The organism is Vibrio tritonius, from assembly GCF_001547935.1.
GTDB lineage: Bacteria > Pseudomonadota > Gammaproteobacteria > Enterobacterales > Vibrionaceae > Vibrio > Vibrio tritonius.
On record NZ_AP014636.1, the window covers coordinates 845,883 to 872,472 of the forward strand.

The following is a 26,590-nucleotide window of genomic DNA, read 5'->3' on the forward strand; positions in this document are numbered from 1 at the left end:
ATAGAAAGTCACTAAACTTATCTAAGGATTGTTACTGCTGAGCGCAGGCAAAACCTGACATTGTTCGAGGCCATATTGGTTCGAAAGGTGTCAGGTTTTTTTTATTGAGCCAGCGGGGCAAAGCTCTGTTCAAAGGAGAACGCTCTACATGAAATTGAATTTGATGGTGTCACATTTCCCTTGGCGTAAATGCACTCATCCCGTCCGTAATCTCGCATTAACGGTGTTAGCTGCGATTTCAGTGCCCGCATACGCGGTCAATCAACTGTCCCATTTAACCGTCGATTATCTTTCCAATCCTGTTGGGTTAGACAGTACACATCCGCGTTTTGGCTGGCAAATGACCTCCGATCAATTTAATGTCAAACAACAGGCCTATCGGATTCAAGTTTTTGATGAACAACAGCAACCCGTTTGGGATAGCGGCAAGGTGACATCAGACGATTCACTTGGCATTGTGTATGGAGCGCAGAGCTTAAAACCTTCGCACACTTATCGTTGGCAACTCGACGTTTGGGATAACAATGGCAATCATTTAACCAATGGCGCTCAGTTTCAAACCAGCCTATTAAGTCATAAGCGTGATGCGTGGGGCGATGCTAAATGGATTGGTTTAGCGCCGAATAAATTGCCGCTATTTTCTGACTATTTGCCTATTTTTCGGTTATCGACCGATGTTGCGTTGGATAAGGAAAGCCGTGCAACTAAGGTTGGCGTTGTTTTTGGTGCAAATGATCCGCGTTTGATGGATAGCAATAAAAACCTTAATCATTTAAACAATAGTGAAAATGCTGCCTACGTTAAAGTTGAGTTAGATACGTCGGGATTGGACCATGGCAAAATGTCCCAAATAAACGTTTATCGAGTGGGGTATACCAAAGCCGATAGTGCCGACAAACCACTGTATCAATTTGATGTGCCGCAAACGGTCATTAATCAGAAAAACCGCTATCAATCTCATACGATAAACATTTCTAGTGTCTATGGCATGGTTGATATCCACCTTGATGGCGATCAATATCAAATTCCTAAACCGCCGTTGGCCTCGCCATTTTTGGTGCCTGGGGTGAATATAAATCCAATGGGGGTTGGTTCAGATTACATTGCTTTTCCGATGTTAAGTGATGTTGGTTTTGCGCTCGATGCTGGGCAAAAGGCCCATGTTCATTCGTTAATGATTAGCCATTATCGTGAACCAGCAAATGCGATTGTGAAAGCGGAATTTAATCAAGATTATCGCGGGGGATTTCGTCATTGGGCTAACAGTACTGATGCGCAATTTAGCGCAAATGGTCTGACATTAACCGCTGCCAATGGCGCGCTGATACTCACTCATAACCCAAGCCAACATTCGATGCCTATGCTACGCACTGAATTTGCCTTAGATAAACCGGTTGAGAAAGCCCAGCTCTATATTACCGCTCGGGGTATTTATGATGCGTATCTTAATGGAAAACGTTTATCAGAAAGTTATTTTCAGCCTGGTTTCACCGAATACGACAAATCACAGCCTTATCAGGTGGTGGATGTCACCTCCAAATTAGCTTTTGGCGAAAATGCTATAGGCGTTCAATTGGCTGAAGGTTGGTGGAGTGGCGCGGTTGGATTTGTTGGGGAGGCATGGAACTACTTTGGTGATCGCCAATCATTACTTGCCAAACTGGTTATTACCTATAAAGACGGCACGGTTGAAACGATCAATAGTGACCCACAACATTGGAAAGGGTTTGCCGAAGGGCCTTTAGTTTACGCAAGCTTATTCCAAGGCCAAGTTGTGGATCAAAGTAAAGCGCAGCCGGGGTGGACTAAACCAGGCTTTGATGACAGCGCTTGGCAAAAGGCAAGTGAAATCAAAGCGCATGGCACGACTTTCCCATCGAATAAGCAGGTTTATAGCAACAAAATTGCAGAAACATTGATTCATTCACCATGGCCTGAGCTGGCTCCTTGGGAGCAAGCACAGTATGTGAGCTTACTGGGCAGTGATGTGAGCGTACACCAAACCTTGCAAGCACAATCGGTTGAGGAAATTCATCCCGGGGTGTTTGTCTACGATATGGGGCAGAACACAGCAGCCGTGCCCAAAATCACCATAAACAATGCCGTTGCAGGCCAACAAGTGACGTTAAGATACGGTGAAATGACCTATCCAAGTGGTCATTCTGCACCAGAAAATGCCGGGATGTTGATGTTAGAGAATATCCGGGGCGCCAATGCCACAGATACGTTTACGCTAAAGCAAGGTAAACAAGTCTTGTCGCCACGCTTTACCTATCATGGCTATCGTTATCTTGAAATAACCGGTATTGATAAAGCGTTACCGCTGGATCAAGTCGAAAGTTTGGCTTTAAGTTCCGTCCCGCATTTGGCGTCATCGTTAACCACGTCTAGCGCTAAGGTAAATCAGCTTTGGCGTAACATCAGTTGGTCGATGAAAAGTAATTTTCTTTCTATTCCAACCGATACTCCAGCCCGTAACGAACGCATGGGGTGGAATGGGGATATTCAGGTCTTTTCGCCTGCTGCGGTGTACTTTGCCAATATGCCGCAGTTTTTCCGCAAACATGAACTGAACATGCGCGATACGCAAGATAACCAAGGCCGTTTTAGCGCAGTATCGCCGATGTCGGCCTTTGGTGGCATGCTGTGGGGCAGTGCTGGTTTGATTGTTCCATGGGAAGCGTATTTGCAATACGGTGATGTTGATGCGCTGCGACAGCACTATCCAGCAATGAAACATTATATGGATTATTTGGCCTCTACGACACCAGAAAAAGCGGGTTTTCTCGGTGATTGGTTGAGCCCCGAAGGTGCCGTTGCGGGACCAAGTACCGTTAACGATATGATCTGGCGAGCTTACTATGGCTACGACCTCAATATCATGGCAAAAATCACTAAAGTGCTTGGCAAGCATCAAGAAAGCCAAGACTATCAATCTCAATATCAGCAAGTTAAAACGTTATTTAACCAGCGTTATCTCGATCCAAAAACGTTTCAAAGTGAAGATAATACCACTGGAGAGAAAATCAATACTCAAGCCAGTTATGCTATTCCACTGGGGATTGGGTTAATTGAAAAAGGCAGCAAAGGCGCATTTGCGCAAAACCTGGTCGCGCATCTAAAGGGAGAAGTTAAAGATGATCAAGGGGTAAAACGTCCTCCTTATTCATTGATGACTGGCTTTATTGGTACCCGCTGGATATTAAATGCACTATCAGAAAATGGTCATCAAGATGTGGCCTATAAAATGCTGCTTAATCAACACTATCCATCATGGCTCTATTCAGTGGATCAAGGTGCAACGACGATTTGGGAACGTCTCAATTCCTATACCAAAGAAAATGGATTCTCTGGTAACAACAGCATGAACTCTTTTAACCATTATTCGTTTGGGTCGGTAGCGGCTTGGATGTATCGACATATGTTGGGGATTCAAAGTGACGAGAAAACACCGGGTTACCAACATTTTGTGCTGGCGCCACAGCCTGATCCTAATATGGGGATCACCTATACTAAAGGCGAGTATCAATCCATGTATGGCACGATCCGTAGCCACTGGCAGGTGAAAAATGGCGAGTTTGACTATCGCTTTACGATACCAGCCAATACCAGCGCAACAGTGGTTCTACCAGCGGCGACGTTAAGTTCGGCGTGTTTAAATGGCAAGCCGTTGGCGACGCAATCGAGTCAATTTGCCCACCAAACCGTACGCTTTGAGCTGGGTTCGGGTGAGTATCGTTATCAAGCGCAGTATCGATAACGTAAGCACAGAAGAGTAACCCTCGGTGTTAGCGGTGGTTAACCCCATTATTTAGCAAGGCTGGATAGTGGGGTTATTTTTATCAATTGATTGATTTACAGTTACTTTTTTAAAGTGCTATGCTGCAAAAAACTCAATTAAGGACAATAACATGGATATAACAGTGAGACGAGCAGAGCCAAGTGATGCGGCTGCGGTGAAAGCGGTATATGAAGGTGTGGTGGCGTATTCCGGCACCTTACAATTGCCGAATCCATCACTCGACCTTTGGACCAAACGTCTCGCTAATATTCCTGATAATGTCTATTCCTATGTGGCGGAAGTAGATGGTGAGATCGTGGGAAACTTGGGATTTGTGGTCGAAGCCAACCCGCGGCGGCGCCATGTAGCGACCTTTGGTGTGGGGGTGAAAGATGCAATGCAAGGAAAAGGCGTTGGCTCTGCTCTTATCAATACAGTGTTGGATTTAGCGGATAATTGGCTCAATATACGACGTATTGAGCTGACAGTGTACTCCGATAATGAAGCCGCGGTAGCACTGTATAAAAAAATGGGTTTTGTTATTGAAGGTGAGGGCAAAGATTTTGCTTTTCGTAATGGGCGCTATGTTGATGCCTATTATATGGCACGTATTCGTCAGTCTTAATTAATGGCTAACGATGCCTTCCATTCTGCATAGCACATTAAATAGCCGAATCACTGTGATTGGGCTATTTTGCATTTTATTCTCTTAAATAGCTTGTCGCTGAGTTACTTGGGTATAACTCGGTGTTTATGCGCAAGCAACTGGCACTAAGTGTGTATGGCTCACCAAATTATCTGCACTATTCCATTCTTTAAATAGCGAGCGAACCCAAGTGCACATAGCGTCGTTGTGGTAGCGTTTGTGCCAATACAAATAAATACATTCGTTTGGATATACCAGTGAGTCGGGCACTGCTTTGAGCGTTAATTGCTGTTTGTTGCTCGAGCGTTGAGCAAGCTCTTTTGGTACATGAAATACAATATCGGTTTTTTCCGCTATAGCAGCGGCAGAGGTGAAGTCGGACAACTGAATAAACGGAGGCGTGGCCTGTATTTGATGAGACCCTAAACGCGCAATTTGGGTATCAAGAGGCAGTAGGGGTTGACCGTTCATTGCAATTTGTCCTGATGGGAAATTAGCAAGGTTCTGCTCGGTTATGTTGACGCTAGCCAGTGGGTGATCGCGACGCATGAGCAGGCAGTGCTGCCAATCGAGTAATTTGAGTCGATGGATCTCTCCCTCACCAGAGGTTGGCGTATGCGTCGAAATTGCAAAATGAATATCGCCATTGAGCAGTGCATCAAAATGGTTTGGGTGGTTAGAATCGAGTTCTATCCGCATTTTGGGGGCAGTACGACTGATGTGAGCAATGACATCAGGGAAAATGACATTTGCCACTGAGGCTGGACAGAAAAATCGAATACACTCATTACTCTGTTCGGGGTGAAATTCATCGCTTTGAAACAGTTTATCCAGGTTGTAGAGCACATGAGAAAGCGAACCTTTTAGGCTCTGTGCTTTAGGTGTGAGTTCATAACCTGTGATAGTTCGGATTAATAGCTCATCGTCAAAAATGGTGCGTAGTTTCTGTAAAGATCGACTGACTTTAGACTGGCTCAGGTTCAAACAAAAGGCGGTATTTGATACGTGCTTCTCTTCTAATAGAGTGTTTAGGACAACTAACAGGTTGATATCTAACTGGTTAATCATATTTATTGTTGTAGTTTTATGTACTGCGATTGAATATTTACAGCATTTTACATTTGTTCCTCTCATAATAAAAGATAATGGATATGATAATTATTAGTATTTATAAGAATGCTGTATATAAAAAAGATGGTGTTTCCACCATCTTTTTTATTCAGCATTTATCACGTTGAATCACGGACATCAGAACATGTAAGCCACAGACAGTTTGATGTTACGGCCCGGTTCGTAGTCTTTGATCGTGCCAGAAGTGAACGAAGCTTGTGAGTAATACAGCTCGTTAAAGATGTTCTCAACGCCTGCTGTCACCGTTAGACGATCATACTGTTCTGGCATCCACGTCACTGAGATATCGTGAACGTCGTAGCCTTTCTTGTCCGTATCGTTATCGGTATCTGCATGCAGATCCAGCGCAACCATAGTCGTCCAGTTCAAGGTTAGATCCATTGACGGGATTTGGTAGTTCACACCTAAACCGATGCTGTCACCCACTTCATAACGCAGTGCGTCGCCTGTGTCATCGTTACGAGAATCTGAGTGAGAGTAGGTTAGACGCGCTGCCAGATCACCTTTCACAGCAGACATTTCAGACTCGAAACCTTTAATTGTGTAATCACCTTCGTTGGTGTAAGTTCCTTTACCACTGCCCCAGTTATCAATGTAGTTTTTGATGTGAGTACGGAACACATTGGTTGAGAAGCCGAAGCTATCAAGACCAATAAACTCTTTATCTTGGAACGCAAAGCCCGCTTCGTTGTTGACGCCAGTTTCCGCTTTTAGGTTTTGATCGAATGAAGAATTCGATTTCACAAAGCTTTCGCGCAATTCTGGGCCTTTAAACAGTTGAGTGCTACTTGCTTTTAGTGTCCATTGGTCATTTAGCAAGTAGCGCCCTGCTAGACCATAGGTGAAGTCGGTAAATGTTTTGTCCAAATCGTTTGATGCAGAGCTGTTACCATACATATTAATGGAGTAGTAGTTGTAGCGTACACCTGGGGTGAGGAATAGACTATCCATCACTTGAACTTCATCTTCTGCATACACAGCAAAGGTGTTGGCTTTATCATCTTTGGTGTTAGATGAAGCGCTGTCTTTTTTCGATACTTGGTGGTTGCCTTGCAAGCCGTAACGCAAGGTGTGATTCATTTCAGCCAATTCGAGTTTCGATTGTGCTAAAGATTTGAAACCAGTGTGTTCAGAGATACCTTTTGATGTACTTGATGGTGCGTACTCAAGCTTGTTGTTATACACCGTAGAGTGAACCGTTAATGCATCGCCCTTATTGATGTCATAACCAAGAGAGATAGTTTCGCGTGTGTATTCAACGTGTTGTGTCGCTTGGTCGGAATCGACATTCCACCCACTACCGAAGTTAGAACGCAGGTAATAATCGCCAGCGTCTTTGTACTTGTCGTAAGTCAGTTCGATACGGTGTTCTTCATTGATATCCCAACCAAATTTTACGATGCCATCTTTGATTTCACCATCATTACCTTTATTGGCATCACCGTCACCGTTTTTGGGATTGTGTTTGTCGGTCAGCGTGAAGTAAGCCAAGCCATCAACTGTTTCGTTTAACTGTGAATACAAGGTCGCTGAAGAGGCAAAGTAGTCATTGCTACCATAGTTGGCGTGCAGGCGTGCGCCAAATTTTTCACCAGGGCGTAGTAGGTCTTTTGCGTCTTTGGTTTCAAACTGCACGCCACCTGACAGGCCACTGTTTAATACCGAGTTGGTACCTAACTTGATGTCTACGGATTTAAGGATGTCGGCGTTTATCAGTAGGTTACCAGTATGGTGGAACATGTTGTTCGCTTGAGTGACACCGTCGATACTGATATCTAGATCGGTTTCATCTAAACCACGAATGTTAATGGATTGCACCGTTGAGTGTGAACCGCCCACATCAATACCCGGTTGATCGCGCAGCAAATCACTCAGGTGGTCTGCTTGTTTGGCGTCGATATCATCAGAAAGCAGTGATGAGTCATTATTGATTTGTGTTGCCCATACCTTAATGACTTCTGGCTGAGAAGTTTGTTTGGCTTCGTCGGCATGAGCATTGACGGCTACTGTTGCCAATAATGAGCTAATTGCGATAGTTAAAGGTTTCAGAATAAAAGGAGATTTCGCGTGCATGTTTAATCCGTACAAATTGATTATAAGAATAATTCTCAATTGCATTAGGCGCGAACAAGACTTAAAACTCAACAAATAGTTCATTCATAAAGTGCATGACCGATATGCAGTTTATGAATTGACTTGTAAAACGTTCGTTTAATTGACGACTAATGCGGCAAAATCAATCGCTCAAATGTCTCGTGGTGAATGACCTAGAAGAAGGTTGCGTATATGATGAATTTCCTACAAAAAGTACAATAAAAGGCAAATAAAATGAAAGTAATTGAGCATGCAGATTACATGGTGTTTTTACCTCAACAAAGTTGCCGAAGTATCAGTTCAGCGGTTCTAAATGGCGGAATAAGTGATACCGAAGCGGTGCTCAATTTGCGCGTTGATAAAGATACTCCGCCACCATGGTTACCACCAGAACAGACGTTAATGGAAAAAGCTGTTTCGCTTGGGCTTTCATTTCCTGTCACGGGGATGATGACGGCGGCGTCGATGCGCTCTCTTTCTCAAGTTGCCAAAAGCCGTGGTGAACTGATGGTGCATGTTTGGGTAACTGCAGGGCTAAGTAATACCCGCCGAGTAGGCGATGTAGCGGATGAGATGCCCAAGGTGGGCACTATCAATATTGGTGTGTTTATTAATCAGCCACTCACTGATACTGCTTTGGTCGAAGCGTTGATGATACTGACTGAGGCTAAGGTCACGGCGATTCGTGATTTGGACATTGCCAGCCCGGTTTCCGGCTTACCTGCCAGTGGTACAGGTACTGACAGTCATGCAGTGCTTTGCCCTAAAGGTAAAGCGGCCCACCATTATTGTGGTAAACATACCGTCGTTGGAGAATTGATTGGTAGTGCAGTACTAGAGGCGTGTTTGCAGAGTTTAGATAAGTGCCTCGCCTAACGGGTTAATGTTTCAACTTGGCTTAAATGTGGTTTGGCTTGAAAGAGCCCCCCAATAAATGGTGTCCAACTATTGGGGGGCTGTTTACTGAGATGGGACTTTCGGATAACCTATTTCGTTATGAGCGATTAGCGTTTTACACAGGTAAAAATCGCGTTTCCTGACTTTGGACTCAGTGGCAAAATCTTCTCGTAATCGTGCTCAAATTGATGCACTTCAAAGTAAGGGGCAAGTAGCTCTGCCATTTCATCAAAACTGACCGCCACCATTGGGTGCTCATCGTTCCAGATGTGTTTTTCATCAGCTGAACTCTTTTCAATGCTTAGCAGCAATGATTGTCTTTCGCCTTCACCTTTGTAATGCCAACCTGATTGAAAGGTAAATAGGTGGTCGTCTTGCTCGGCAGTATGCTTAACCGACAGTTTGTTGTCGATTTTGGTTTTATCGACCACGTTAAAGCAGAACACGCCATTCGGCTTGAGGGCTTTATGCACGTTAGCGATGCACTCTTTCAGTTTTTCAATCCCATCGTTGTAATGAATCGAATAGAGAAAACAGGTGATCAAGTCGAGCGGCTCTTCAACGCTGAATTCACTCATGTTTTGTTGAGTAAATTGGGCTTCTGGGCAGCGAGTCGCAGCAATATCCAACATTGGCTGATTAAGGTCTAACCCTTGGCTATAAAAGCCAAAATCAATAAAGTGGCGTACGTGCGGGCCAGTACCACAAGCCAGATCAAGGTGAGTATTTCCCTCGTTACCAAACATTTGGTGCATGCGACGAATACAGTGGCTTTGGGCCTGATAGTCGATGTCGACACACATCAGATCGTAGTAACCAGAGAGATCGGTATACAGTGCATTGGAGGACTGTGTGTTAACAGACATAGTAGCTTGGTCTTTTAGCTCATCAATTTGGGCTGCGCATAGTATATGAAGAATACGATTTTGCGAAGTAATTCCTTCTGGTTATATTAAAAAATCGCTTTATAGCGAAAGGAAATAAAAATTCCCTCAGGCGATGTTTTTATTATCGCCAGAGGGAGTAAATAAAAAGCAGTGATATATTAGGTGGTTACGCTTTTGCGAATGCGTAGGTGCGATACCTGCTAAGCAAATTGCGTGCACGGTGGCCATGATTGACCAACAATGCTTCCATCATCTCAAGGCCAATAAATCCTCTGCCCACCATAAAGGATCATCGACCCAGCTAAACTCTGTATTCATGTTGTTACTCCAACCATGTTCATCATGTGATTCACTATAGGTATTTTAATTAGAAATATCTAATGTTAATTAATCTAAAGTCGATATAGCTAAATAAGTTTTGACTAATTTAAAGTAAACGGTATCCTTTCCATAGTGTTAAGAGGAGAACAATATGGATTTGATGAGTGTGGACGTTGCAACAATGCGCCGTAACGCAGATGAAGTGGCAGAAATGTTGCGTATTATGGCGCATCCAGAGCGTTTAATGGTGTTGTGCCAGTTGACGCAAGGTGAGGTCGGTGTTGGCGAGCTAGCGCAGCATTCTGAATTGAGCCAATCTGCGTTTTCTCAGCACCTGACAGTATTGCGTAAACATAAGATCATTACGGCCCGCAAAGTTTCCCAGCAAGTTTTCTACTCCTTGGCTGATGGTCGTGTAAGCGTTTTGATCAAACAACTGCACGACCTCTTTTGTCAAAGTTCAGATAAGGAGTAATCCAGACATGGACATTCTGTGGTATTCGCTGTTTGGTGGTCTTTTATTAGGTATTTCTGCCACATTGCTGATGTTGTTTAACGGTAAGGTTGCCGGTATCAGTGGCATAGTGACCTACGCAATTTCTGCGACCAAAGGCGATGTACTTTGGCGCTACTTATTTTTGGCGGGTTTGGTCTGCGGGGGCTGGTTAGGTGCGCAGAGCACTTGGTCTGAAATGCCTTCCTCCTTTTCTGGTCATTCAAGTTTTTACTACGCAATTGCTGGACTATTAGTTGGCATTGGTACTCGTTTAGGCAATGGTTGTACGAGTGGTCATGGGATTTGCGGTATCGGGCGGTTATCCCCTCGATCCATCATTGCAACCATAACGTTTATGCTGGTGGCTGGCATCACGGTGTTTTTTACTGTGCATGTATTGGGAATGACAAGATGAAAAACATGACTTTTGCATTAGTTGCGGCGTTTTCTGGTGTGTTGTTTGGTATTGGTATGGCGATTTCAGGAATGGCTAACCCACAGAAAGTAATTGGATTTCTTGATATTTTTGGAGCGTGGGATCCCAGCTTATTATTTGTGATGGGAGGCGCACTCGCCATCTTTATGCCCAGCTATCGTTGGTTGATAAAGCCAAGAAAGGCCCCCGTAAGTAGTGAACGCTTCAGCTTGCCAAACAATCAGCAAATTGATCGTCGGTTGATCTTAGGTGCGGCTATTTTTGGTTTAGGTTGGGGGCTTGCTGGTATTTGTCCAGGACCTGCACTTGCGAGTCTTACCATGGGCAACGGTGATGTATGGATTTTTGTCATTGCGATGGTGGTTGGTCTTACATTATCGCACAGAGTGTTGTTGGTTTTGGACTCCCTTCGTTCTCAACGTTGAACGTCTGGACTATCCCGCATAAGTCTTGCTTCAATTGGACAGTGATCACTGAGCTGGAAACGTTTTATATCATCAAGAGCATAAATACGCTGGGCTGTTTTATCCAGCGTAATATCGGAGCTAGTAATGAAGTGGTCAAGTAAGTGCCAATGACGGACGACACGCTTAGCACTGCGCTTACTGCGTACTTGGCAGTGAGTTTTTAATTCCTTGGTCGCCAGTATTATATTTCTTGGATCGCTTGCGCTGAGTTGACGCCAAACCGGGTTGCCTTGTTTCGCGAGTGGATAGTTGAAATCGCCGCCGATAATAAAACGTTGCTTTTGCTTGGCGCGTTGCTCTATCCAGCCAGCTAAATGAGCCACTTGTGAGCGAAGTTCTCGGCATGCTTTGGTTTTTCTAAATGTCTTCGATGGAGTGCAACCTGATTTGAGATGCACGGAGAGCAAATGAATAGGTGTCCCATTTTTTGGGTACACGATGATATAGGTTGCCCAACGCAGTTTACTGTAATAGTTGGTACTTTTGTTTTTTGTTGCTGGCAGTGGCAAATCTGGTGGATTATCAAAACGAATCCCCGGAGCGAGAGCAATACCAGTATATTGATTGACATCGCTAAATTGATGGAAATGCATGCTGGGTAAGGCTCGGTCTGAAAAGAGTAGGGTGTAGTTAGCCGGTACAATCCGGCGAAGGGCGTTGTCACTATCTACTTCTTGAAAAAATAGGATGTCAGCTGAGGATTGATGGAAAATAGATCGAAGTGCCAGCCAATCACGCTCTTGGCGTATAGGGCCTAAGTGTGTGTACTTTGTGCTTAACCATTGCATGTTCCACGACTGTATCAATATAAGGTCAGCATAAGCGGTAGTAGATTTCAAGAAAAAATAAAGTGGCAAAATCAGTAAACTTGTGTGCTTTTTAATCATTCTATCAATTCGTCTAACTTCACTATCAGTGTGAGCCTAAACCCTATCAGGGGTGCGTAAAAATCAATAGATTCAAAAAAAAATTTTGCGAGTTACACAGTTGTTTTGGGTTTTGAGACCTAAGTGTAAATATCGTTTCTTCCTTATGCAGCAAGTCCCATTGTTTGATCTAAATCAAAACATCCTAATGGGGTGCAGAGTCTAATACAGCCACTAGATGTAGTGTATAAAATAAAAACAAAGGCCCATATGGTGTATTTGTGGATAAGTCTGTGAGTATGCTGGGTAAGGAGAAAAAAGGTGAAACCTATCGTAATCAAACGTGATGGCTCAAAGGCTCCATTTGCTAGGGATAGAATTCAAGCTGCGGTGGAAAGTGCAGCCGACCATTTAACGAATGATATTGCTATCTATGCGTTAAATGTGGCACTCGCGGTAGAAGAAAAATGCAAAGATTACGATGAGGTCGCGATCGCTGACATTCAGACCATGGTAGAAAATGAGTTGATGCAAGGCCCATACAAGACCTTAGCTCGTTCATACATCGAATATCGCCATGATCGTGATATCGCCCGTGAAAAGCAGAGTGCGTTGACCAAAGAGATCGAAGGGTTGATCCAAGAAAGTAACGCGGATCTACTTAACGAGAATGCCAATAAAGATGGTAAAGTGATTCCGACTCAGCGTGACTTATTGGCGGGCATTGTGGCAAAACACTATGCGAAGACGCACATTTTGCCTCGTGATGTAGTACAAGCTCATGAAGCTGGGGATATTCACTACCACGACCTAGATTACGCACCTTTTTTCCCGATGTTTAACTGCATGTTAATCGATCTTAAGGGCATGTTGACCGGCGGCTTCAAAATGGGTAATGCCGAAATTGAAACGCCAAAATCTATCTCAACAGCGACTGCTGTGACTGCACAAATAATTGCTCAAGTGGCGAGCCATATTTATGGTGGTACTACCATCAACCGTATCGATGAGATTCTAGCTCCTTACGTGGCTGCTAGCTACGAAAAACACCTGAAAGTGGCTCGTGAATGGGATATCCATGACCCGAAAGAATTCGCTCAAGCACGTACCGAAAAAGAGTGTTACGACGCATTCCAATCGTTGGAATATGAAGTAAACACTTTGCATACTGCAAATGGTCAAACGCCATTTGTCACGTTAGGCTTCGGTTTGGGAACCTCGTGGGAGTCTCGCTTAATTCAACAATCGATTCTGAAAAACCGTATTGCTGGTTTAGGTAAGAACCATAAAACTGCCGTATTCCCTAAATTGGTTTTCGCGATTAAAGCGGAATTGAACCAAAAACCGGGCGAACCCAACTACGACATCAAACAGCTTGCTCTTGATTGTGCAAGTAAACGTATGTACCCAGACATTTTGAACTACGATCGCGTGGTTGAAGTGACCGGTTCATTTAAAACCCCAATGGGATGCCGCAGCTTCCTAAATACCTATGAAGAAAATGGCGAACTGATTCACGATGGCCGTAATAACCTAGGTGTGGTGAGTATTAACCTGCCACGTATCGCGCTTAAAGCGAAAGGCGATCTCAAAAAATTCTATACCTTGCTCAATGAAACATTGAAAGTGTCTCGTCGCGCATTGGATACCCGTATTGCGCGTTTGGAAAATGTGAAAGCACGTGTTGCTCCAATTCTATACATGGAAGGTGCGTGTGGCGTACGTTTGAAAGCTGACCAGCCGGTAGCGGAAATCTTCAAACATGGCCGCGCTTCCATTTCATTGGGTTACATTGGTATTCACGAAACCATTAATGCATTGTTTGGTAGCAACCAACATATCTACGACCATGATGAACTACGCCAAGTGGGTGTGGACATTGTACAGCGCCTACGCGATGCAGTGGATGCTTGGAAAGAAGAAACTGGTTATGGCTTTAGCTTGTATGCAACGCCAAGTGAAAACCTATGTAATCGTTTCTGTCGTATCGATGCAAAAGAATTTGGCGTGGTTGAAGGAGTAACGGACAAAGGCTATTACACTAACAGCTTCCACCTTGACGTAGAAAAAGAGGCTAACCCTTACGACAAGATAGACTTTGAAATGCCATATCCACACATGTCGAACGGTGGTTTCATCTGTTATGGTGAATTCCCTAACATGCAGCGTAATATTGAAGCGCTAGAAAACGTGTGGGATTACAGTTACGAGCGTGTACCTTATTACGGCACCAACACACCAATCGATGAGTGTTATGAATGTGGCTACACCGGTGAGTTTGACTGTACCAGTAAAGGCTTTGTATGTCCTAAGTGTGGTAACCATGACTCAGAAAAAGTGTCGGTTATTCGCCGAGTATGTGGTTATTTAGGTAGCCCTGATGCTCGCCCATTCAACGTGGGTAAACAGGAAGAAGTGAAACGTCGAGTTAAACACTTATAAGCGTATGAATTACCACAAATACTATCCGATTGATGTGGTAAACGGACCGGGGACAAGGTGTACACTCTTTGTCGCCGGTTGTGAACATCAATGTCGCGGCTGTTACAACCAATCGACTTGGCGGGTTGATTCGGGTTTTCCGTTCACCCAAGAGTTAGAAGACCATATCATTGAAAATCTTAATGATACTCGCATTAAACGTCGCGGCTTGTCTCTTTCGGGAGGCGATCCTTTGCATCCGCAAAACCTCGATGCCGTGCTTAAATTGGTGAAAAGGGTGAAAAGCGAATGTGACGGGAAAGACATTTGGATTTGGACAGGCTACGTACTGAGTGAACTATCTGCCAAGCAGCAAGAGGTGGTTTCTTATGCTGATGCATTGGTTGACGGTAAGTATGTTGAAGAGCTACGCGACCCGGCCTTGACGTGGCGGGGCAGCAGTAACCAAATTATTCATCAATTCAAACTGTAAAATCTCTTTTGGTTTTACACCAAGCGATGTTAACGTGTGGGTCACTATCGTTTTATCACAAGGTTGTGACCTACATGTTTTCTCATTTACCGACACCCACACTCGATTCAATTATTTCCCTTTCTGCCGCATTTCGCGAAGATACTCGTTCGCAAAAAGTCGATTTAGGTATCGGTGTCTACAAAAATAGTGACGGTGTCACTCCAATTATGCAGGCTGTTAAGCAAGCACAAGACATTGTCGTTGCAGAGCAAAAGACCAAAGCGTATGTTGGCTTAGCAGGCTGTGAAATTTTCAACCAAAGTATGGTGGATTTACTGCTGACAGGCACCTCTGCTTACGACCGCGTTGCAACGATTCAAACGCCAGGAGCCAGTGGTGGGCTGCGCATGTTCGCAGACCTGATTCAATTTGCACAACCAGATACCACGGTTTGGTTGACCAATCCCAGTTATGTGAACCATGCCCCGATCATGCAGGCGGCAGGGTTAAAAGTGAGATACTATGCTTACTTTAATCCGCAAACCAAAACCGTCGATACCGAAGCGATGCTGACGGATCTTGCTCAAGCGGGCAAGCATGATGTCGTGCTATTTCATGGCTGTTGCCATAACCCAACGGGTGCCGACATGGATTTTGCTGCTTGGCAAGCAGTCACAGCATTAGCGATCAAAAATGGCTTTACGCCTTTTGTGGATGCTGCGTATCTTGGTTTTGGTGATGGTTACGAACAAGACGCACAAGGATTGCGCTACATGGCCAGCCACGTAGAGGAAATGTTATTGACCGTGTCGTGCTCTAAAAACTTCGGTTTGTACCGAGAGCGCACGGGAGCGGCGATGGTGATTGGTAAAAATGCACATGAAGCAGCAAATGCAAAAGGCAAATTACTTAATTTAGCTCGCGCTTCCTATACCATGCCGCCAGACCACGGTGCTGCACTTGTCAGAACCGTGTTACATGACGACAAACTTAGTGCAATTTGGAAGCAAGAATTGAGTGAAATGCAACAACGTTTGTTAAGCCTTCGTCAAACCTTGTGTAAAGAGTTGAGAAATAAATACAATACTTCACAATTTGATTTTATCGAGCAGCACAAAGGGATGTTTACCGTACTCGGATTTACCGCAGAGCAAATGACGCGTTTACGTGAGGAGTTTGCGATTTATGGTGTAACCGATGGTCGTATCAACATTGCAGGCTTAACGGAAAAAGACATTCCTTACGTCGCTGAATCGATTATCAAAGTGAGTTAAGTGTTTGGCAGTCTGATTAGGTGAATGAATGAAACAACAATGGAAATTTCTGGTACCACTAATGTTAAGTGGTGGCTTGATGGCGTGTACAACGACTTCAGGTCCAGTCCAGCAAGAAAAACCGGTAAACGTTGATCAAAAAAAATCACAACCCGCAGAAACAACAAAAAAAGCGGCGCCAGCAGAGAACTCGAAATCTGTATTAAAACCTAAGGAAGAAGGTAAAAAACTCAGTGATGGAAAACTGATTCTTGGTTCAAAAGAGTGGGTTTACGTCCCTAGTTTAAAAGATAACTTCAACACTCGTATCGATACTGGAGCGACTACATCGTCTATCAGTGCTGTTGATGTCACACCCTTTGAGCGTGATGGCAAAGATTGGGTCAAGTTTAAGATTGAACATGATGGCGTAAACAGTGAAGAAGTAAGCTTACCTGTTGAACGCTGGGTGCGTATTCGTCAAGCCAGTGATGAGAAAGGTCAACGTCGTCCAGTGGTTATGATGTGGGTTGAAGTGGGCGATCTGAAAGAGCAAACCGAATTTACCCTTGCTGACCGTACGCACTTGACTTACCCATTGCTCCTTGGTCGTAGCTTCTTTAAAGATATTGCAGTGGTCGACGTAAGTCGCACTTATATTCAAGGTAAGCACGATTAAGAAAGACTGAACAAACACCGTCAAAATGAGAAAACCGGCCTAGGCCGGTTTTTTATTGTACAGAAAAAAACCAGTGGAGGGCATCCACTGGTAAAAGTCTCGGGGACTGATTTAGGGAGCCAAAGATCGGGATTGGCTCCAAACTCTACGTTAACTTACGCTTTTGTTGCTACTGCAGTCGGTTTGATTACAGAGTAGATTGCCGCTGTAACAACAGTACCGATAACGATTGAAAGTAGGTACAACAATGCGTGAGAGATAGCGCCAGGAATAGCCAGTACAAATAGACCGCCGTGTGGTGCCATCAGTTTAATGTTGAAGAACATTGAAAGAGCACCAGTGATAGCACCACCAATCATACAAGATGGGATAACACGGATTGGGTCTTTCGCTGCAAATGGGATAGCACCTTCAGAGATAAAGCATAGACCAAGTACGAATGCTGCTTTACCACCTTCACGTTCACTCGCTTCGAATTTCTTACGAGCGATGAATGTTGCTAGACCCATAGCAAGTGGTGGAACCATACCTGCTGCCATAATTGCTGCCATTGGTAGGTATTGGCTAGAAGCCAACAGACCAACACCAAAGGTGTATGCTGCTTTGTTTACTGGACCACCAAGGTCGAAACACATCATTGCACCTAGGATAATACCTAGTAATACAGCGTTAGCATCGCCCATGTTGTTTAGGAACTCAGTCATTGCATTCATGATGCCAGCTACCGGAGTACCGATAACGTAAATCATGATTAGGCCTGTGACTAAGCTTGCAACAAACGGAATGATCAGAATAGGTTTCAGAGCTTCCATAGATTGAGGCAACTTAACATAGTCGGCCAGAGCTTTCGCCGCATAACCTGCGATGAAACCAGCAATGATACCGCCAATAAAGCCAGAACCTAGTGAGCTTGCTAACATACCACCGATAAGACCAGGAGCAAGCCCCGGACGGTCTGCAATGGAGAATGCGATGTAACCTGCAAGTACAGGGATCATTAGAGCAAACGCGGAACCACCACCGATTTTCATCAGAGCAGCTGGAAGAGTGCCTTCTTGCTCAAACGCTTTGATACCAAATACAAAAGAAAGTGCGATGATCAAACCACCAGCAACCACAACTGGAAGCATGTGTGATACACCGGTCATTAGGTGTTTATAAACGCCTTTTTTCTCTTCTTTTGCTGGTTCAGAAGAAGATGCACCAGCTTGGCTGTAAGGGGTTGCAGTAGCGAAGGCTTTAGCAATCTCTTGCTCAGTTTTCTTCAGAGCTAGGCCAGTGCTGGTTTTGTACAGTTTTTTACCAACGAAACGATCTAGAGGAACGTCGATATCACATGCAATGATAACCAAGTCGGCTTCTTTGATCTCTTCAGCAGTCAATTGGTTTTTCGCACCTACTGAACCGCGAGTTTCCACTTTGATTTGGTGACCTTGACGTTTTGCTTCATCTTCCAGTGCTTCAGCCGCCATGAAAGTGTGAGCAACGCCAGTAGGGCATGCTGTAATTGCAACGATTTTTTTCGTTGCAGAAGTTTCTGCTGAAACGCTTGGTGCTGCAGCAACTACTTTATCTGCAGTCAGTTCAGTTGCGGCTTCAACCGCTGCTTTTAGGTAAGCAGCAGCGTCTGCAGTGCACGCTGAAATATCACTTTGGTAAACTTTTTTACCAACAAAACGAGCCGTATCTACTGGAGTGTTTGCAGCAATCACGACTACGTCTGCAGCAGCAATGTCTGCATCAGAAAGTGTTGATGGTGCAATCACAGAAGAGTGGCATTCCACTTTTGCTGACCAGTTTAAAGATTTGGCTGCCTTTTCAAGCAATCCTGCAGCTATGATGCTGTTTGCGATGCCACTTGGGCATGCAGTAATAATGGCAATATTCATAGTGACGACCTTTGTCCTTAGTTATCAGTAATTTCACTCACTGGTTGTAATTGGATTTCTTTTTGTAGGGCGGCTAGCTCGCTAGCACTTGTCACACCCACACCTACTTGTGTGACTGCTAACGCAGATAATGCGGTAGCAAAGGTGATCAATTGTTGTTTTTCCATCTCTTGCATATGGCCCCAGCACATACCGGCCACAAGTGTGTCACCTGCGCCAACCGTACTGACAACGCTCATGCGAGGTGGTTTAGCATGTTGCCATTGACCTTGGTTAAGCCACATGGTGCCGTTAGCGCCCATGGAGACAACCACGTTCTCAATGCCTTTGTCAGCTAATTGCTGTGCTGCTGCGCGGCATTCTGCAGGCGTTTCTAACTCACGACCAACGAACTCAGATAGCTCTTCGTCGTTTGGCTTAATGAGCCATGGATGAGCATCTAATCCAGCAGCAAGAGCCGCTCGGCTGCTATCAAACAATACTTTTTTTCCAAGAGAGTGTAGTTTCTCAATCCAAGCAGCACATAAGCTTGGAGAAACACCCACAGGAAGACTACCAGCTAGAACGAAGAACTCATGGTCTTGAGCAAGACGCAATAGGGTTTCTTCAAATGCTGCGATATCTTCTGGTGTCACTTGGATACCTGGGAAGTTAATGTCGCTAACTTCACCATTTTTTTCGACCAATTTAACGTTGATACGAGTAGAGCCCTGAATACGAACAAATTCGTCCTTAGCGCCCATCTCTTCAAACAGTTGGCAGAACATTTCTTGGTTATCGCGACCAAGGAAACCCGTTACCGTTACTTCGGCGCCAAGATCACTTAGCACCTTAGCTACGTTTACGCCTTTACCTGCGGCATGAAGGTTGCCTTCTTTAACTAGGCTAACTGAGCCTACGTTTAGCGTTTCAAGACTACCAGTTAGGTCAAGTGCCGGGTTTAATGTAATTGTGACGACTTTTTTCGTCATGGGTGGCACTCCTTAGTTTTCGCCTAGACCAGCGTCAATTGCTGCGCCAATCGCTGCCAACGCTTCGGCTGCGTCAGCACCTTCCGCGGTAAATTGCAGTTGGTGACCTTGTTTAACGCCTAGGGCAATAACTTTCATTAGGCTCTTCGCGTTTGCTGATTTGCCATCGCCATCAAGGTTAACCACTTTGATGCTAGACTCGAATTTCTTCGCTTCAGCCACCAAACAAGCACCAGGTCGAGCGTGTAGACCGTGTGGGTTTTTGATCTTAAAGATAGCGGTGTTACCAGAAGCAGCTTCACCCGCTGGCGCAACTTCTTCGCCGTTAAGTAGAGCAACGACGGTTGCGGCTGTATCTGCAGAAATTAGAGCATCTTGTTCTTGTTTAAACACGATGTTAGACAGATTAGCCAGTATGGTTTTGTGTGCTGCGTTACATGCTGCAACAGCAATCAGAGCTTTATAGTCTTGAGAGGCGTCTGCTGCTGATACAAAAGAGATACCAGTACGTGTTACGCCCTTATCGCTGCTGACTAACCACAAACCTTTACCAAGGTTGGTTGGTTCTTTAGAAACGACATCTGCAACGAACTCGTTCGATACACTGCCTTTATTCTTTAATAAGCCACCAGCAACAGCGCCAAGTTGAATCAGATCAGTGGCTGGGAATTTAACTTGAACCAAAGAGGCATCAAAGTCTGCTTCGAATTGTACGTCGCCATTTAAAATAGCAATGATGTCATTTTCCGCTTTTGCTTCTTTTAGGCTTGCTTCAACGCCATCAGCAGAAAGAACTTTAGTTAGCTGTTTTAAGATGCCCAAGTGTTCATCTGATTTCGCTGCAATACCGATTGCAACGTAAACAGTGTTACCGTCACCCCAATCAACCCCGTTAGGGAAGTGGTGTACTGCCACACCCGTTTCTTTTACTAAGTCGCGAGTGTCAGTGGTGCCGTGTGGGATCGCAATGCCGTTACCTAAGAAAGTTGAATTTTGACCTTCGCGGTTCAGCATTCCTTCTACGTAGCCTTGCTCAACCAGACCTTTAGCAGTTAGGTCCGCAGCGATAGCTCGGATTGCATCTAACTTGTTCGGCTGAGCCTGGCCAAGTTTGATGTCTTGAGTAGATAGTTGCAGCATGTTTGCCCCTTTTTCGGCCTAATGGCCAATTGTTGTTACCGTATTTCTATTGTTACGGTATTCGTTTTACACACTAATGAAAGTAGCTGAATCGTTTCAGCACAATCTCAAAAAAATTCAGCAAAACCGCTTTAAACAAAATTTAAAGCTCAATTCGCCATATAAGATTTAGCTTATAAAATTCGATTATGCGAACTGTGTGTGACTTTGCTGAACATTTTGAGCTGTCATACTGAATCGATTCAGCATATAATTCAACATCAACAAGGAATGTGTGTTTATTTCTATGATCAGTCGCACATAAAACGAGAACATGAGATGACGTTAGATGAAATCGCCAAGTTGGCAGGAGTATCCAAAACAACCGCAAGCTATGTGATCAATGGTAAAGCCCATAAGTATCGCATCAGTGAAAAGACGCAAAAGAAGGTCATGGAAGTGGTGGAAGAATTTAACTATCGTCCCGATCACGCCGCGTCAGCATTGCGTGCAGGGAATAGTCGCTCATTTGGTCTCATCATTCCTGATCTAGAAAACACCAGTTATGCACGTTTAGCGAAATTATTAGAACAAAACTCGCGTCAAGCGGGTTATCAAATATTGATCGCATGTTCAGACGATAATCCAGAGACAGAAAAATCAGTGGCAGATACCTTAATTGGGCGCCGTATTGATGCTCTATTTGTCGCGAGCACCATGCCCAATGCCAGTGAGTTTTATCTCCAGTTACAAAAATCCGGCACACCCGTTATCGCGATTGACCGTCCATTAGATGATGAATTTTTTGCCTGTGTGATCAGTGAAGATTTTAATGCCGCTTTTGAATTGACCGATTCAGTGCTCTTTCAAGAGATACGCAGTGTTGGCTTAATTGGCGCATTGCCAGATCTGAGTATTTCACAAGAACGCCAAATGGGCTTTGAGTCAGCAGTTAAGCAGAAGGGCATAACGCCTTTGCTGGGTTATGGCGAGCATTTTCATCGTGACGATGGACGACACGTTTTTCAGTCTTGGATTGATAAAGGTTGTGTACCTGATGCTGTAGTATCGACTTCTTATACTTTATTAGAAGGTATTCTCGATGTTCTACTCGAAAACCCGGATATTATGAAAAATATTCGGTTGGCGACTTTTGGTGATAATCGCCTATTGAATTTTTTACCACTCAAAATTAATTCATTACCGCAGCAATTTGAGCTCATTGCCGATAGTGCTTTAGAATTGGCACTTAATGCCTCGGCAAAGCGTTATCAAACCGGAATAGAATTGATCCCAAGAAAGCTAAAAGTCCGTATATAAATTAGGGTCTTATCAGTATTTACCCATTTTTTGTCCGTTGTTGAGACATTTTTTGTCACACATCATAGTTTTGAGTTTGTTTCGTCGCAACCTTGCAACAAAATGAGTAGTATTCGACGTGGCTAGAAAAAACAAATAACAGGACAATAATGAAGTTTCTCCATACTTCGGATTGGCACTTAGGGCGTCAGTTTCATAATGTGTCATTAATTGATGATCAAGACGTTGTCTTACAGCAAGTCGTGGATTATGTTCGTCAGCACTCAGTCGATGCCGTTGTGGTCGCTGGCGATATTTATGATCGCTCCGTTCCGCCAACTCAGGCTATTTTACTTCTCAATCGTGTGATTACTCAGTTATGTCAAGAACTGAGTACGCCTGTTATTATGATTCCCGGCAACCATGATGGTGCAGCTCGGTTAGGTTTTGGCGCTGAGCAGATGCGTGGCGCAGGTCTGCATATTATTAGCGATTTCTCTCAAATGCTTGAGCCTGTAGTGATTCATACGGACGATGCTGGAGAAGTGGCATTTTATGGCATGCCATATAGCGATCCTGAGCAGGTTCGCCATGAATTACATGCGTCAGTGAGCACCCATGACGAGGCTCACCAGCACTTGTGTGAATTAATTTCTCGCCAGTTTGATTCGTCACAACGTCACGTTTTGATTAGCCACTGTTTTGTCGATGGAGCGATGGAGTCTGAGTCTGAGCGTCCTTTGTCTATCGGTGGTTCTGATCGTGTTAATCATCAGCATTTTCTAGGATTTGATTACGTGGCGTTAGGCCACTTGCATCAACCACAGTTTAAAGGTGCTGAGTACATTCGATATTCAGGCTCACTGATGAAATACAGCTTCTCCGAACAGCATCAGAAGAAAGGGATGAATCTTGTGGAGATAGACCGAGATGGGTTTGTCGGCACGACGTTTATTCCATTAAAAGCCCCGCATGAAATGCGTATTATCGAAGGTGAGTTGCAAGCGATTATCGATAGCGCTAAAGATGATCCGCGTCCTGAAGACTATCTATTGGTCCGTTTGACCGATACGCATGCTATTTTGGACCCAATGGATAAATTGCGCAGTGTTTATCCAAATGTACTGCATTTAGAGAAGCCAGGCATGCTGATTGGTATCGATCAAGAGATGCGTAGCCAGCGCCTTAAGCGCAGTGAATTAGATATGTTCAAAGACTTTTTCCATGAAGCCCACCAAGTTCCTTTAACCGATGAGCAAGAGCAAGCCGTTATGGATGTCATACAGGCCCTCAAGCACGGGGAGGAACAGTAATTTATGCGACCAATTAAACTCACCATTCAAGCCTTTGGCCCCTTTGCTGGTCAAGAAGAAGTCTGTTTTGATGAATTTGGCGTGGCCCCGCTGTTTTTGATTAATGGTCCAACTGGGGCCGGAAAAAGCTCGATTCTGGACGCTATTTGTTATGCTCTTTATGGTGAAACGACAGGTAACGAGCGTTCTGGTGACCAGATGCGCTGTGATTATGCGGATTCACAATTAATCACCGAAGCGACATTTGAATTTGCGTTAGGGCAAAAACGTTACATTGTCACTCGTAGCCCTGACCAAGAAGTGCCTAAAAAACGGGGTGAGGGTTTTACCCGAAAAGCTCATGCCGTTACATTAGTTGAATTGAAATCTGATGATAGCGAAGTCTTGCTTGCCAATAAGCCATCTCCGGTTAAAAAGGCGATAGAAGAGTTGCTTGGCTTAGAGGCTAGCCAATTTCGCCAAGTTATGGTGTTACCGCAAGGGCGTTTTCGTGAGTTGCTATTAGCCAATTCCAAAGACCGAGAAGCGATTTTTGGGCAACTGTTTCAAACGCATATTTATACTCAAATTGAAAAATCGCTATTTGATAAAGCAGCGGGTATTCGCCGAGAAAAAGACCAGTTTGATCAACAGATTAAAGGTGCACTCAATGTTGCTTCATTAGAAAATGAAGCGCAGCTAAAGCAAGAATTGGAATTGACTGCGCCATTGGTTGCTGACCATGAAAAAGCTTATCAAACGCAACAGAAAGTTCGTGATGAACTCAAGCAGCAGTTGGTGCAAGGTCAACAACTGGTCGGAAAATTTAATCAACGTGAGTCACTCAACCAAGAATTTGCGGTTCTCAATGCTCAATCTGAGCAGGTTGCAGCACAAAAAGCGCATGTGAAAAGAGCGCTGCAAGCCAGAGAGCTGATGTCGTCTTATCAACAGTTTCAATCTGCTGCAGAGCAGTTAAAGTCCACTCAAGACAAGCTCGAAAAAGCCAGTCAAACTTTAAAATTGAGTGAATCGAGCCTTCAACAAGCTGATCAGGTAGCCAAGCTCGCCAGAAAAAATGCTGAGCAAATACCAGAAAAAAATAAAGCCTTGTTTGAAGTGCAGAGCCTAGAGAGAAACCTGCGTACCATTGCCGAGCATGAAGCTCAGCGCTTGGCTGCTGATCAGTCGGTCAATGCAGCGAAAGAGCAACGGGCAGTGCTAGAGTCGCGTATTGCTAAGGGTGAAATTCACGTTAAAGAAAAACGTGCTGAACTGGAATCCATGACGGCTCAAGTGGCACAAATTGACAGTAAACAGTGGCAAGTTAACTCCCTGCAGCAACAGATTGAATTACGAACCAAAGAACAAACATTGCATTCGCAACTACAAACTTTGTTACTAGAACAGAGTAAAGTACAAGCGAATGTGACTCAAGCCAAAACAGAAACTGAGCAAAGCCGTCGTCAGGCCAATCAATTGGAACTGCAATGGCATCGTAACCAAGCTGCGATACTTGCTGCGACGCTTGAGGACGATTCACCATGCCCGGTATGTGGTAGCCAGTCTCATCCATGTCCAGCAGAGCCCCAAGGTGACGTTGTCACTAAAGAGCAGGTTGATGAAGCAAGGCATGTACAGCAACAGCGTTATGATCGAGAGGTTGCTGCTACCGCAGCGCTACAAAAAATTGAACAGCAACTAACGCATGTAAATGACGAACTACAGCAAGTGATTAAGCAGCTTGAAGGTGTCGTCTCTCTCGACGAGTTGCGACAATCCAAACAAGCTTTAGAAGCTGAGTTAGAGAAGTTACGTACGCTAAATGTCGCGCACCACAATGATATGCTAATCAAAGCCGAGCAAAAGCTGTTAGCATTGCGCGAAGAGTACAATAAGCAGTTAAACGTAATTGAGCAGGCGCAACAGCAGCAAACACGTTTGCAGGCTGAATTGGACGCTTTAACGCAAAGTTTATCTCCAGACCTGAACACATTGGATAAGGTGCTTGCTTATAAAGTATCACTTGAGCAGGAGATTGCGCAGTTAACCTTGGCAGAACAACAAGCTCAGCAAGCATGGGTTAATGCACAAAGCCAATTAAGCGCGGCACGTTCTACGTTTGAATCGTTCACAGAACAACAGCAACAGTGGATGAATGAAGTTGCCAAAAAACAAGCGGTTTGGGACAAGGAACTAACAGAAAGTGTGTTTACAAGTGTTGAAGAATATCAACAGTCATTACTTGATAACCAAGAGCGTGAAAAGCTTGAAGCCTCTATCAACGAACATGAATCTCGTTTATCTAGATTGCAAGGTCAACTAGAAGCTTTAAATAAAGAACTGGCAGAACAAATTAAGCCTGAACTCGATGACATTGAGCATCAAGTTGCTCAATGTCAAAATGCGGTTAATCATGCTTTTGAGCAGTTTACACAGGCTAAGTCTAAGTTAGACAATCTGAATCAAGTAACACAAAAATTACAAAATCTGTACAGTAAAAATGCGCAATTAGAGGCACAGTATCAAGTGATTGGTACTTTGAGTGATATAGCTAATGGTCGAACAGGCGCTAAAGTGAGCTTACACCGATTTGTATTGGGTGTATTACTTGATGATGTGTTGATACAAGCATCGCAGCGTTTACAACGTATGAGTAAGGGCCGCTATGTCTTGCGCCGTAAACAAGAACGAGCCAAAGGTAATGCTGGTTCTGGTTTAGATCTCATGGTAGAAGATGGCTATACCGGCAAATGGCGTGATGTAGCAACTTTATCGGGCGGTGAGTCCTTTATGGCAGCACTTTCATTGGCGTTGGGAGTGTCGGATGTAGTGCAATCATACAGTGGTGGAGTACGGCTCGATACTCTGTTTATTGATGAAGGATTTGGTAGCCTAGACCCAGAATCTTTAGACTTGGCGATTCAAACACTGGTTGATTTGCAGCAAGGGGGTAGAACGATCGGTATCATCTCCCATGTAACAGAATTAAAAGAACAAATTTCATTACGGTTGGATATTACACCAACACGTAAAGGCAGTTCAGTAGCACTGCACAAATAGTGCAAAATAAAAAAATAACGGCTTTTAAAAATCAAAAACGACCTCCGAATACGGCGGCAATTATTTAGATATAGCTTAAGTAGATAACCATGAAAATTATGTCAGGT

20 protein-coding genes are annotated in these 26,590 nt (G+C 44.3%); 13 read left to right on the forward strand and 7 right to left on the reverse strand.

The window, feature by feature from the left end:
- The first annotated feature begins 148 nt into the window (after window positions 1-148).
- Window positions 149-3,760: a family 78 glycoside hydrolase catalytic domain gene (locus tag JCM16456_RS19070; protein WP_068717476.1), complete on the forward strand. Its 3,612-nt coding sequence runs from the start codon at window positions 149-151 to the stop codon at window positions 3,758-3,760.
- 151 nt (window positions 3,761-3,911) lie between these two features.
- Window positions 3,912-4,406 (forward strand): GNAT family N-acetyltransferase, encoded by a 495-nt coding sequence (locus JCM16456_RS19075; protein ID WP_068717478.1) that lies wholly within the window; start codon window positions 3,912-3,914, stop codon window positions 4,404-4,406.
- Window positions 4,407-4,532: 126 nt separating this feature from the next.
- Here JCM16456_RS19075 and JCM16456_RS19080 read toward each other — a convergent pair whose 3' ends face one another.
- Both JCM16456_RS19080 and JCM16456_RS19085 read right to left on the reverse strand, forming a co-directional pair.
- Window positions 4,533-5,495 carry a LysR family transcriptional regulator gene (locus tag JCM16456_RS19080; RefSeq protein ID WP_068717481.1) on the reverse strand — a complete coding sequence of 321 codons (963 nt, stop codon included), beginning with the start codon at window positions 5,493-5,495 and terminating at the stop codon, window positions 4,533-4,535.
- Window positions 5,496-5,675: 180 nt separating this feature from the next.
- Window positions 5,676-7,631, reverse strand: coding sequence for a TonB-dependent receptor domain-containing protein (locus tag JCM16456_RS19085; protein ID WP_068717483.1), 1,956 nt, complete (start codon window positions 7,629-7,631; stop codon window positions 5,676-5,678).
- Between the two features lie 255 nt (window positions 7,632-7,886).
- Here JCM16456_RS19085 and JCM16456_RS19090 point away from each other — a divergent pair, with 255 nt between their 5' ends.
- On the forward strand, window positions 7,887-8,528 hold the full coding sequence (locus JCM16456_RS19090) for an adenosylcobinamide amidohydrolase (protein ID WP_068717485.1): 642 nt from the start codon (window positions 7,887-7,889) through the stop codon (window positions 8,526-8,528).
- A 128-nt stretch (window positions 8,529-8,656) separates the two neighbouring features.
- Here the strand turns inward: JCM16456_RS19090 and JCM16456_RS19095 are convergent, their stop codons facing one another.
- Complete coding sequence (locus tag JCM16456_RS19095) at window positions 8,657-9,415, reverse strand: class I SAM-dependent DNA methyltransferase (protein WP_068717488.1); 759 nt, start codon at window positions 9,413-9,415, stop codon at window positions 8,657-8,659.
- A gap of 502 nt (window positions 9,416-9,917) precedes the next feature.
- Here JCM16456_RS19095 and JCM16456_RS19100 point away from each other — a divergent pair.
- From JCM16456_RS19100 to JCM16456_RS19110, 3 genes are read left to right on the forward strand one after another with little or no spacing between them, the layout of a single operon-like run.
- The gene (locus JCM16456_RS19100; RefSeq protein WP_408068399.1) at window positions 9,918-10,232 is read left to right on the forward strand and encodes an ArsR/SmtB family transcription factor; all 315 of its coding nucleotides are present in this window, start codon (window positions 9,918-9,920) and stop codon (window positions 10,230-10,232) included.
- Between the two features lie 7 nt (window positions 10,233-10,239).
- Window positions 10,240-10,668 (forward strand): YeeE/YedE family protein, encoded by a 429-nt coding sequence (locus tag JCM16456_RS19105; protein ID WP_068717492.1) that lies wholly within the window; start codon window positions 10,240-10,242, stop codon window positions 10,666-10,668.
- Complete coding sequence (locus tag JCM16456_RS19110; protein ID WP_068717494.1) at window positions 10,665-11,114, forward strand: YeeE/YedE family protein; 450 nt, start codon at window positions 10,665-10,667, stop codon at window positions 11,112-11,114. Before JCM16456_RS19105 ends, JCM16456_RS19110 begins: the two co-directional genes overlap by 4 nt.
- Here the strand turns inward: JCM16456_RS19110 and JCM16456_RS19115 are convergent.
- Complete coding sequence (locus JCM16456_RS19115; RefSeq protein ID WP_162266556.1) at window positions 11,105-11,944, reverse strand: endonuclease/exonuclease/phosphatase family protein; 840 nt, start codon at window positions 11,942-11,944, stop codon at window positions 11,105-11,107. The genes JCM16456_RS19110 and JCM16456_RS19115 overlap by 10 nt on opposite strands.
- 399 nt (window positions 11,945-12,343) lie before the next feature.
- On the opposite strand from JCM16456_RS19115, the gene nrdD reads away from it, so the two are divergent.
- The 4 genes from nrdD (at window position 12,344) to JCM16456_RS19135 (ending at window position 16,850) form a co-directional block, all read left to right on the forward strand.
- Window positions 12,344-14,464, forward strand: a complete 2,121-nt coding sequence (nrdD, locus tag JCM16456_RS19120; protein ID WP_068717498.1) for an anaerobic ribonucleoside-triphosphate reductase — start codon at window positions 12,344-12,346, stop codon at window positions 14,462-14,464.
- A gap of 4 nt (window positions 14,465-14,468) precedes the next feature.
- Window positions 14,469-14,936: an anaerobic ribonucleoside-triphosphate reductase-activating protein gene (gene nrdG, locus JCM16456_RS19125; protein WP_068717500.1), complete on the forward strand. Its 468-nt coding sequence runs from the start codon at window positions 14,469-14,471 to the stop codon at window positions 14,934-14,936.
- 74 nt (window positions 14,937-15,010) lie between these two features.
- Window positions 15,011-16,192, forward strand: coding sequence for an amino acid aminotransferase (locus tag JCM16456_RS19130; RefSeq protein WP_068717502.1), 1,182 nt, complete (start codon window positions 15,011-15,013; stop codon window positions 16,190-16,192).
- 28 nt (window positions 16,193-16,220) lie between these two features.
- The gene (locus JCM16456_RS19135; RefSeq protein WP_068717504.1) at window positions 16,221-16,850 is read left to right on the forward strand and encodes an ATP-dependent zinc protease family protein; all 630 of its coding nucleotides are present in this window, start codon (window positions 16,221-16,223) and stop codon (window positions 16,848-16,850) included.
- 155 nt (window positions 16,851-17,005) lie between these two features.
- Here JCM16456_RS19135 and fruA read toward each other — a convergent pair whose 3' ends face one another.
- Genes fruA through fruB form a run of 3 tightly spaced genes read right to left on the reverse strand, consistent with a single transcriptional unit; the run spans window position 17,006 to window position 20,850 of the window.
- Entirely contained in the window at window positions 17,006-18,739 is a 1,734-nt protein-coding gene (gene fruA / locus JCM16456_RS19140) for a PTS fructose transporter subunit IIBC (protein ID WP_068717506.1), read from the reverse strand.
- A gap of 17 nt (window positions 18,740-18,756) precedes the next feature.
- Window positions 18,757-19,710: a 1-phosphofructokinase gene (pfkB, locus tag JCM16456_RS19145; protein WP_068717508.1), complete on the reverse strand. Its 954-nt coding sequence runs from the start codon at window positions 19,708-19,710 to the stop codon at window positions 18,757-18,759.
- A 12-nt stretch (window positions 19,711-19,722) separates the two neighbouring features.
- The gene (gene fruB, locus JCM16456_RS19150; RefSeq protein WP_068717511.1) at window positions 19,723-20,850 is read right to left on the reverse strand and encodes a fused PTS fructose transporter subunit IIA/HPr protein; all 1,128 of its coding nucleotides are present in this window, start codon (window positions 20,848-20,850) and stop codon (window positions 19,723-19,725) included.
- A gap of 318 nt (window positions 20,851-21,168) precedes the next feature.
- On the opposite strand from fruB, the gene cra reads away from it, so the two are divergent.
- From cra to JCM16456_RS19165, 3 genes are all read left to right on the forward strand, one after another.
- Window positions 21,169-22,149: a catabolite repressor/activator gene (cra, locus tag JCM16456_RS19155; RefSeq protein ID WP_068717512.1), complete on the forward strand. Its 981-nt coding sequence runs from the start codon at window positions 21,169-21,171 to the stop codon at window positions 22,147-22,149.
- Between the two features lie 149 nt (window positions 22,150-22,298).
- Window positions 22,299-23,441, forward strand: a complete 1,143-nt coding sequence (locus JCM16456_RS19160) for an exonuclease SbcCD subunit D (protein ID WP_068717515.1) — start codon at window positions 22,299-22,301, stop codon at window positions 23,439-23,441.
- Window positions 23,442-23,444: 3 nt separating this feature from the next.
- Window positions 23,445-26,483 carry an AAA family ATPase gene (locus JCM16456_RS19165; protein WP_068717517.1) on the forward strand — a complete coding sequence of 1,013 codons (3,039 nt, stop codon included), beginning with the start codon at window positions 23,445-23,447 and terminating at the stop codon, window positions 26,481-26,483.
- Window positions 26,484-26,590: the final 107 nt, after the last annotated feature.

Coding starts and splice junctions, on each gene's coding strand:
- JCM16456_RS19070 (WP_068717476.1), top strand. CDS start 149: ATGAAATTGAATTTGATGGTGTCACATTTCCCTTGGCGTAAATGCACT.
- JCM16456_RS19075 (WP_068717478.1), top strand. CDS start 3,912: ATGGATATAACAGTGAGACGAGCAGAGCCAAGTGATGCGGCTGCGGTG.
- JCM16456_RS19080 (WP_068717481.1), bottom strand. CDS start 5,495: ATGATTAACCAGTTAGATATCAACCTGTTAGTTGTCCTAAACACTCTA.
- JCM16456_RS19085 (WP_068717483.1), bottom strand. CDS start 7,631: ATGCACGCGAAATCTCCTTTTATTCTGAAACCTTTAACTATCGCAATT.
- JCM16456_RS19090 (WP_068717485.1), top strand. CDS start 7,887: ATGAAAGTAATTGAGCATGCAGATTACATGGTGTTTTTACCTCAACAA.
- JCM16456_RS19095 (WP_068717488.1), bottom strand. CDS start 9,415: ATGTCTGTTAACACACAGTCCTCCAATGCACTGTATACCGATCTCTCT.
- JCM16456_RS19100 (WP_408068399.1), top strand. CDS start 9,918: ATGAGTGTGGACGTTGCAACAATGCGCCGTAACGCAGATGAAGTGGCA.
- JCM16456_RS19105 (WP_068717492.1), top strand. CDS start 10,240: ATGGACATTCTGTGGTATTCGCTGTTTGGTGGTCTTTTATTAGGTATT.
- JCM16456_RS19110 (WP_068717494.1), top strand. CDS start 10,665: ATGAAAAACATGACTTTTGCATTAGTTGCGGCGTTTTCTGGTGTGTTG.
- JCM16456_RS19115 (WP_162266556.1), bottom strand. CDS start 11,944: ATGCAATGGTTAAGCACAAAGTACACACACTTAGGCCCTATACGCCAA.
- nrdG (WP_068717500.1), top strand. CDS start 14,469: ATGAATTACCACAAATACTATCCGATTGATGTGGTAAACGGACCGGGG.
- JCM16456_RS19130 (WP_068717502.1), top strand. CDS start 15,011: ATGTTTTCTCATTTACCGACACCCACACTCGATTCAATTATTTCCCTT.
- JCM16456_RS19135 (WP_068717504.1), top strand. CDS start 16,221: ATGAAACAACAATGGAAATTTCTGGTACCACTAATGTTAAGTGGTGGC.
- fruA (WP_068717506.1), bottom strand. CDS start 18,739: ATGAATATTGCCATTATTACTGCATGCCCAAGTGGCATCGCAAACAGC.
- pfkB (WP_068717508.1), bottom strand. CDS start 19,710: ATGACGAAAAAAGTCGTCACAATTACATTAAACCCGGCACTTGACCTA.
- fruB (WP_068717511.1), bottom strand. CDS start 20,850: ATGCTGCAACTATCTACTCAAGACATCAAACTTGGCCAGGCTCAGCCG.
- cra (WP_068717512.1), top strand. CDS start 21,169: ATGACGTTAGATGAAATCGCCAAGTTGGCAGGAGTATCCAAAACAACC.
- JCM16456_RS19160 (WP_068717515.1), top strand. CDS start 22,299: ATGAAGTTTCTCCATACTTCGGATTGGCACTTAGGGCGTCAGTTTCAT.
- JCM16456_RS19165 (WP_068717517.1), top strand. CDS start 23,445: ATGCGACCAATTAAACTCACCATTCAAGCCTTTGGCCCCTTTGCTGGT.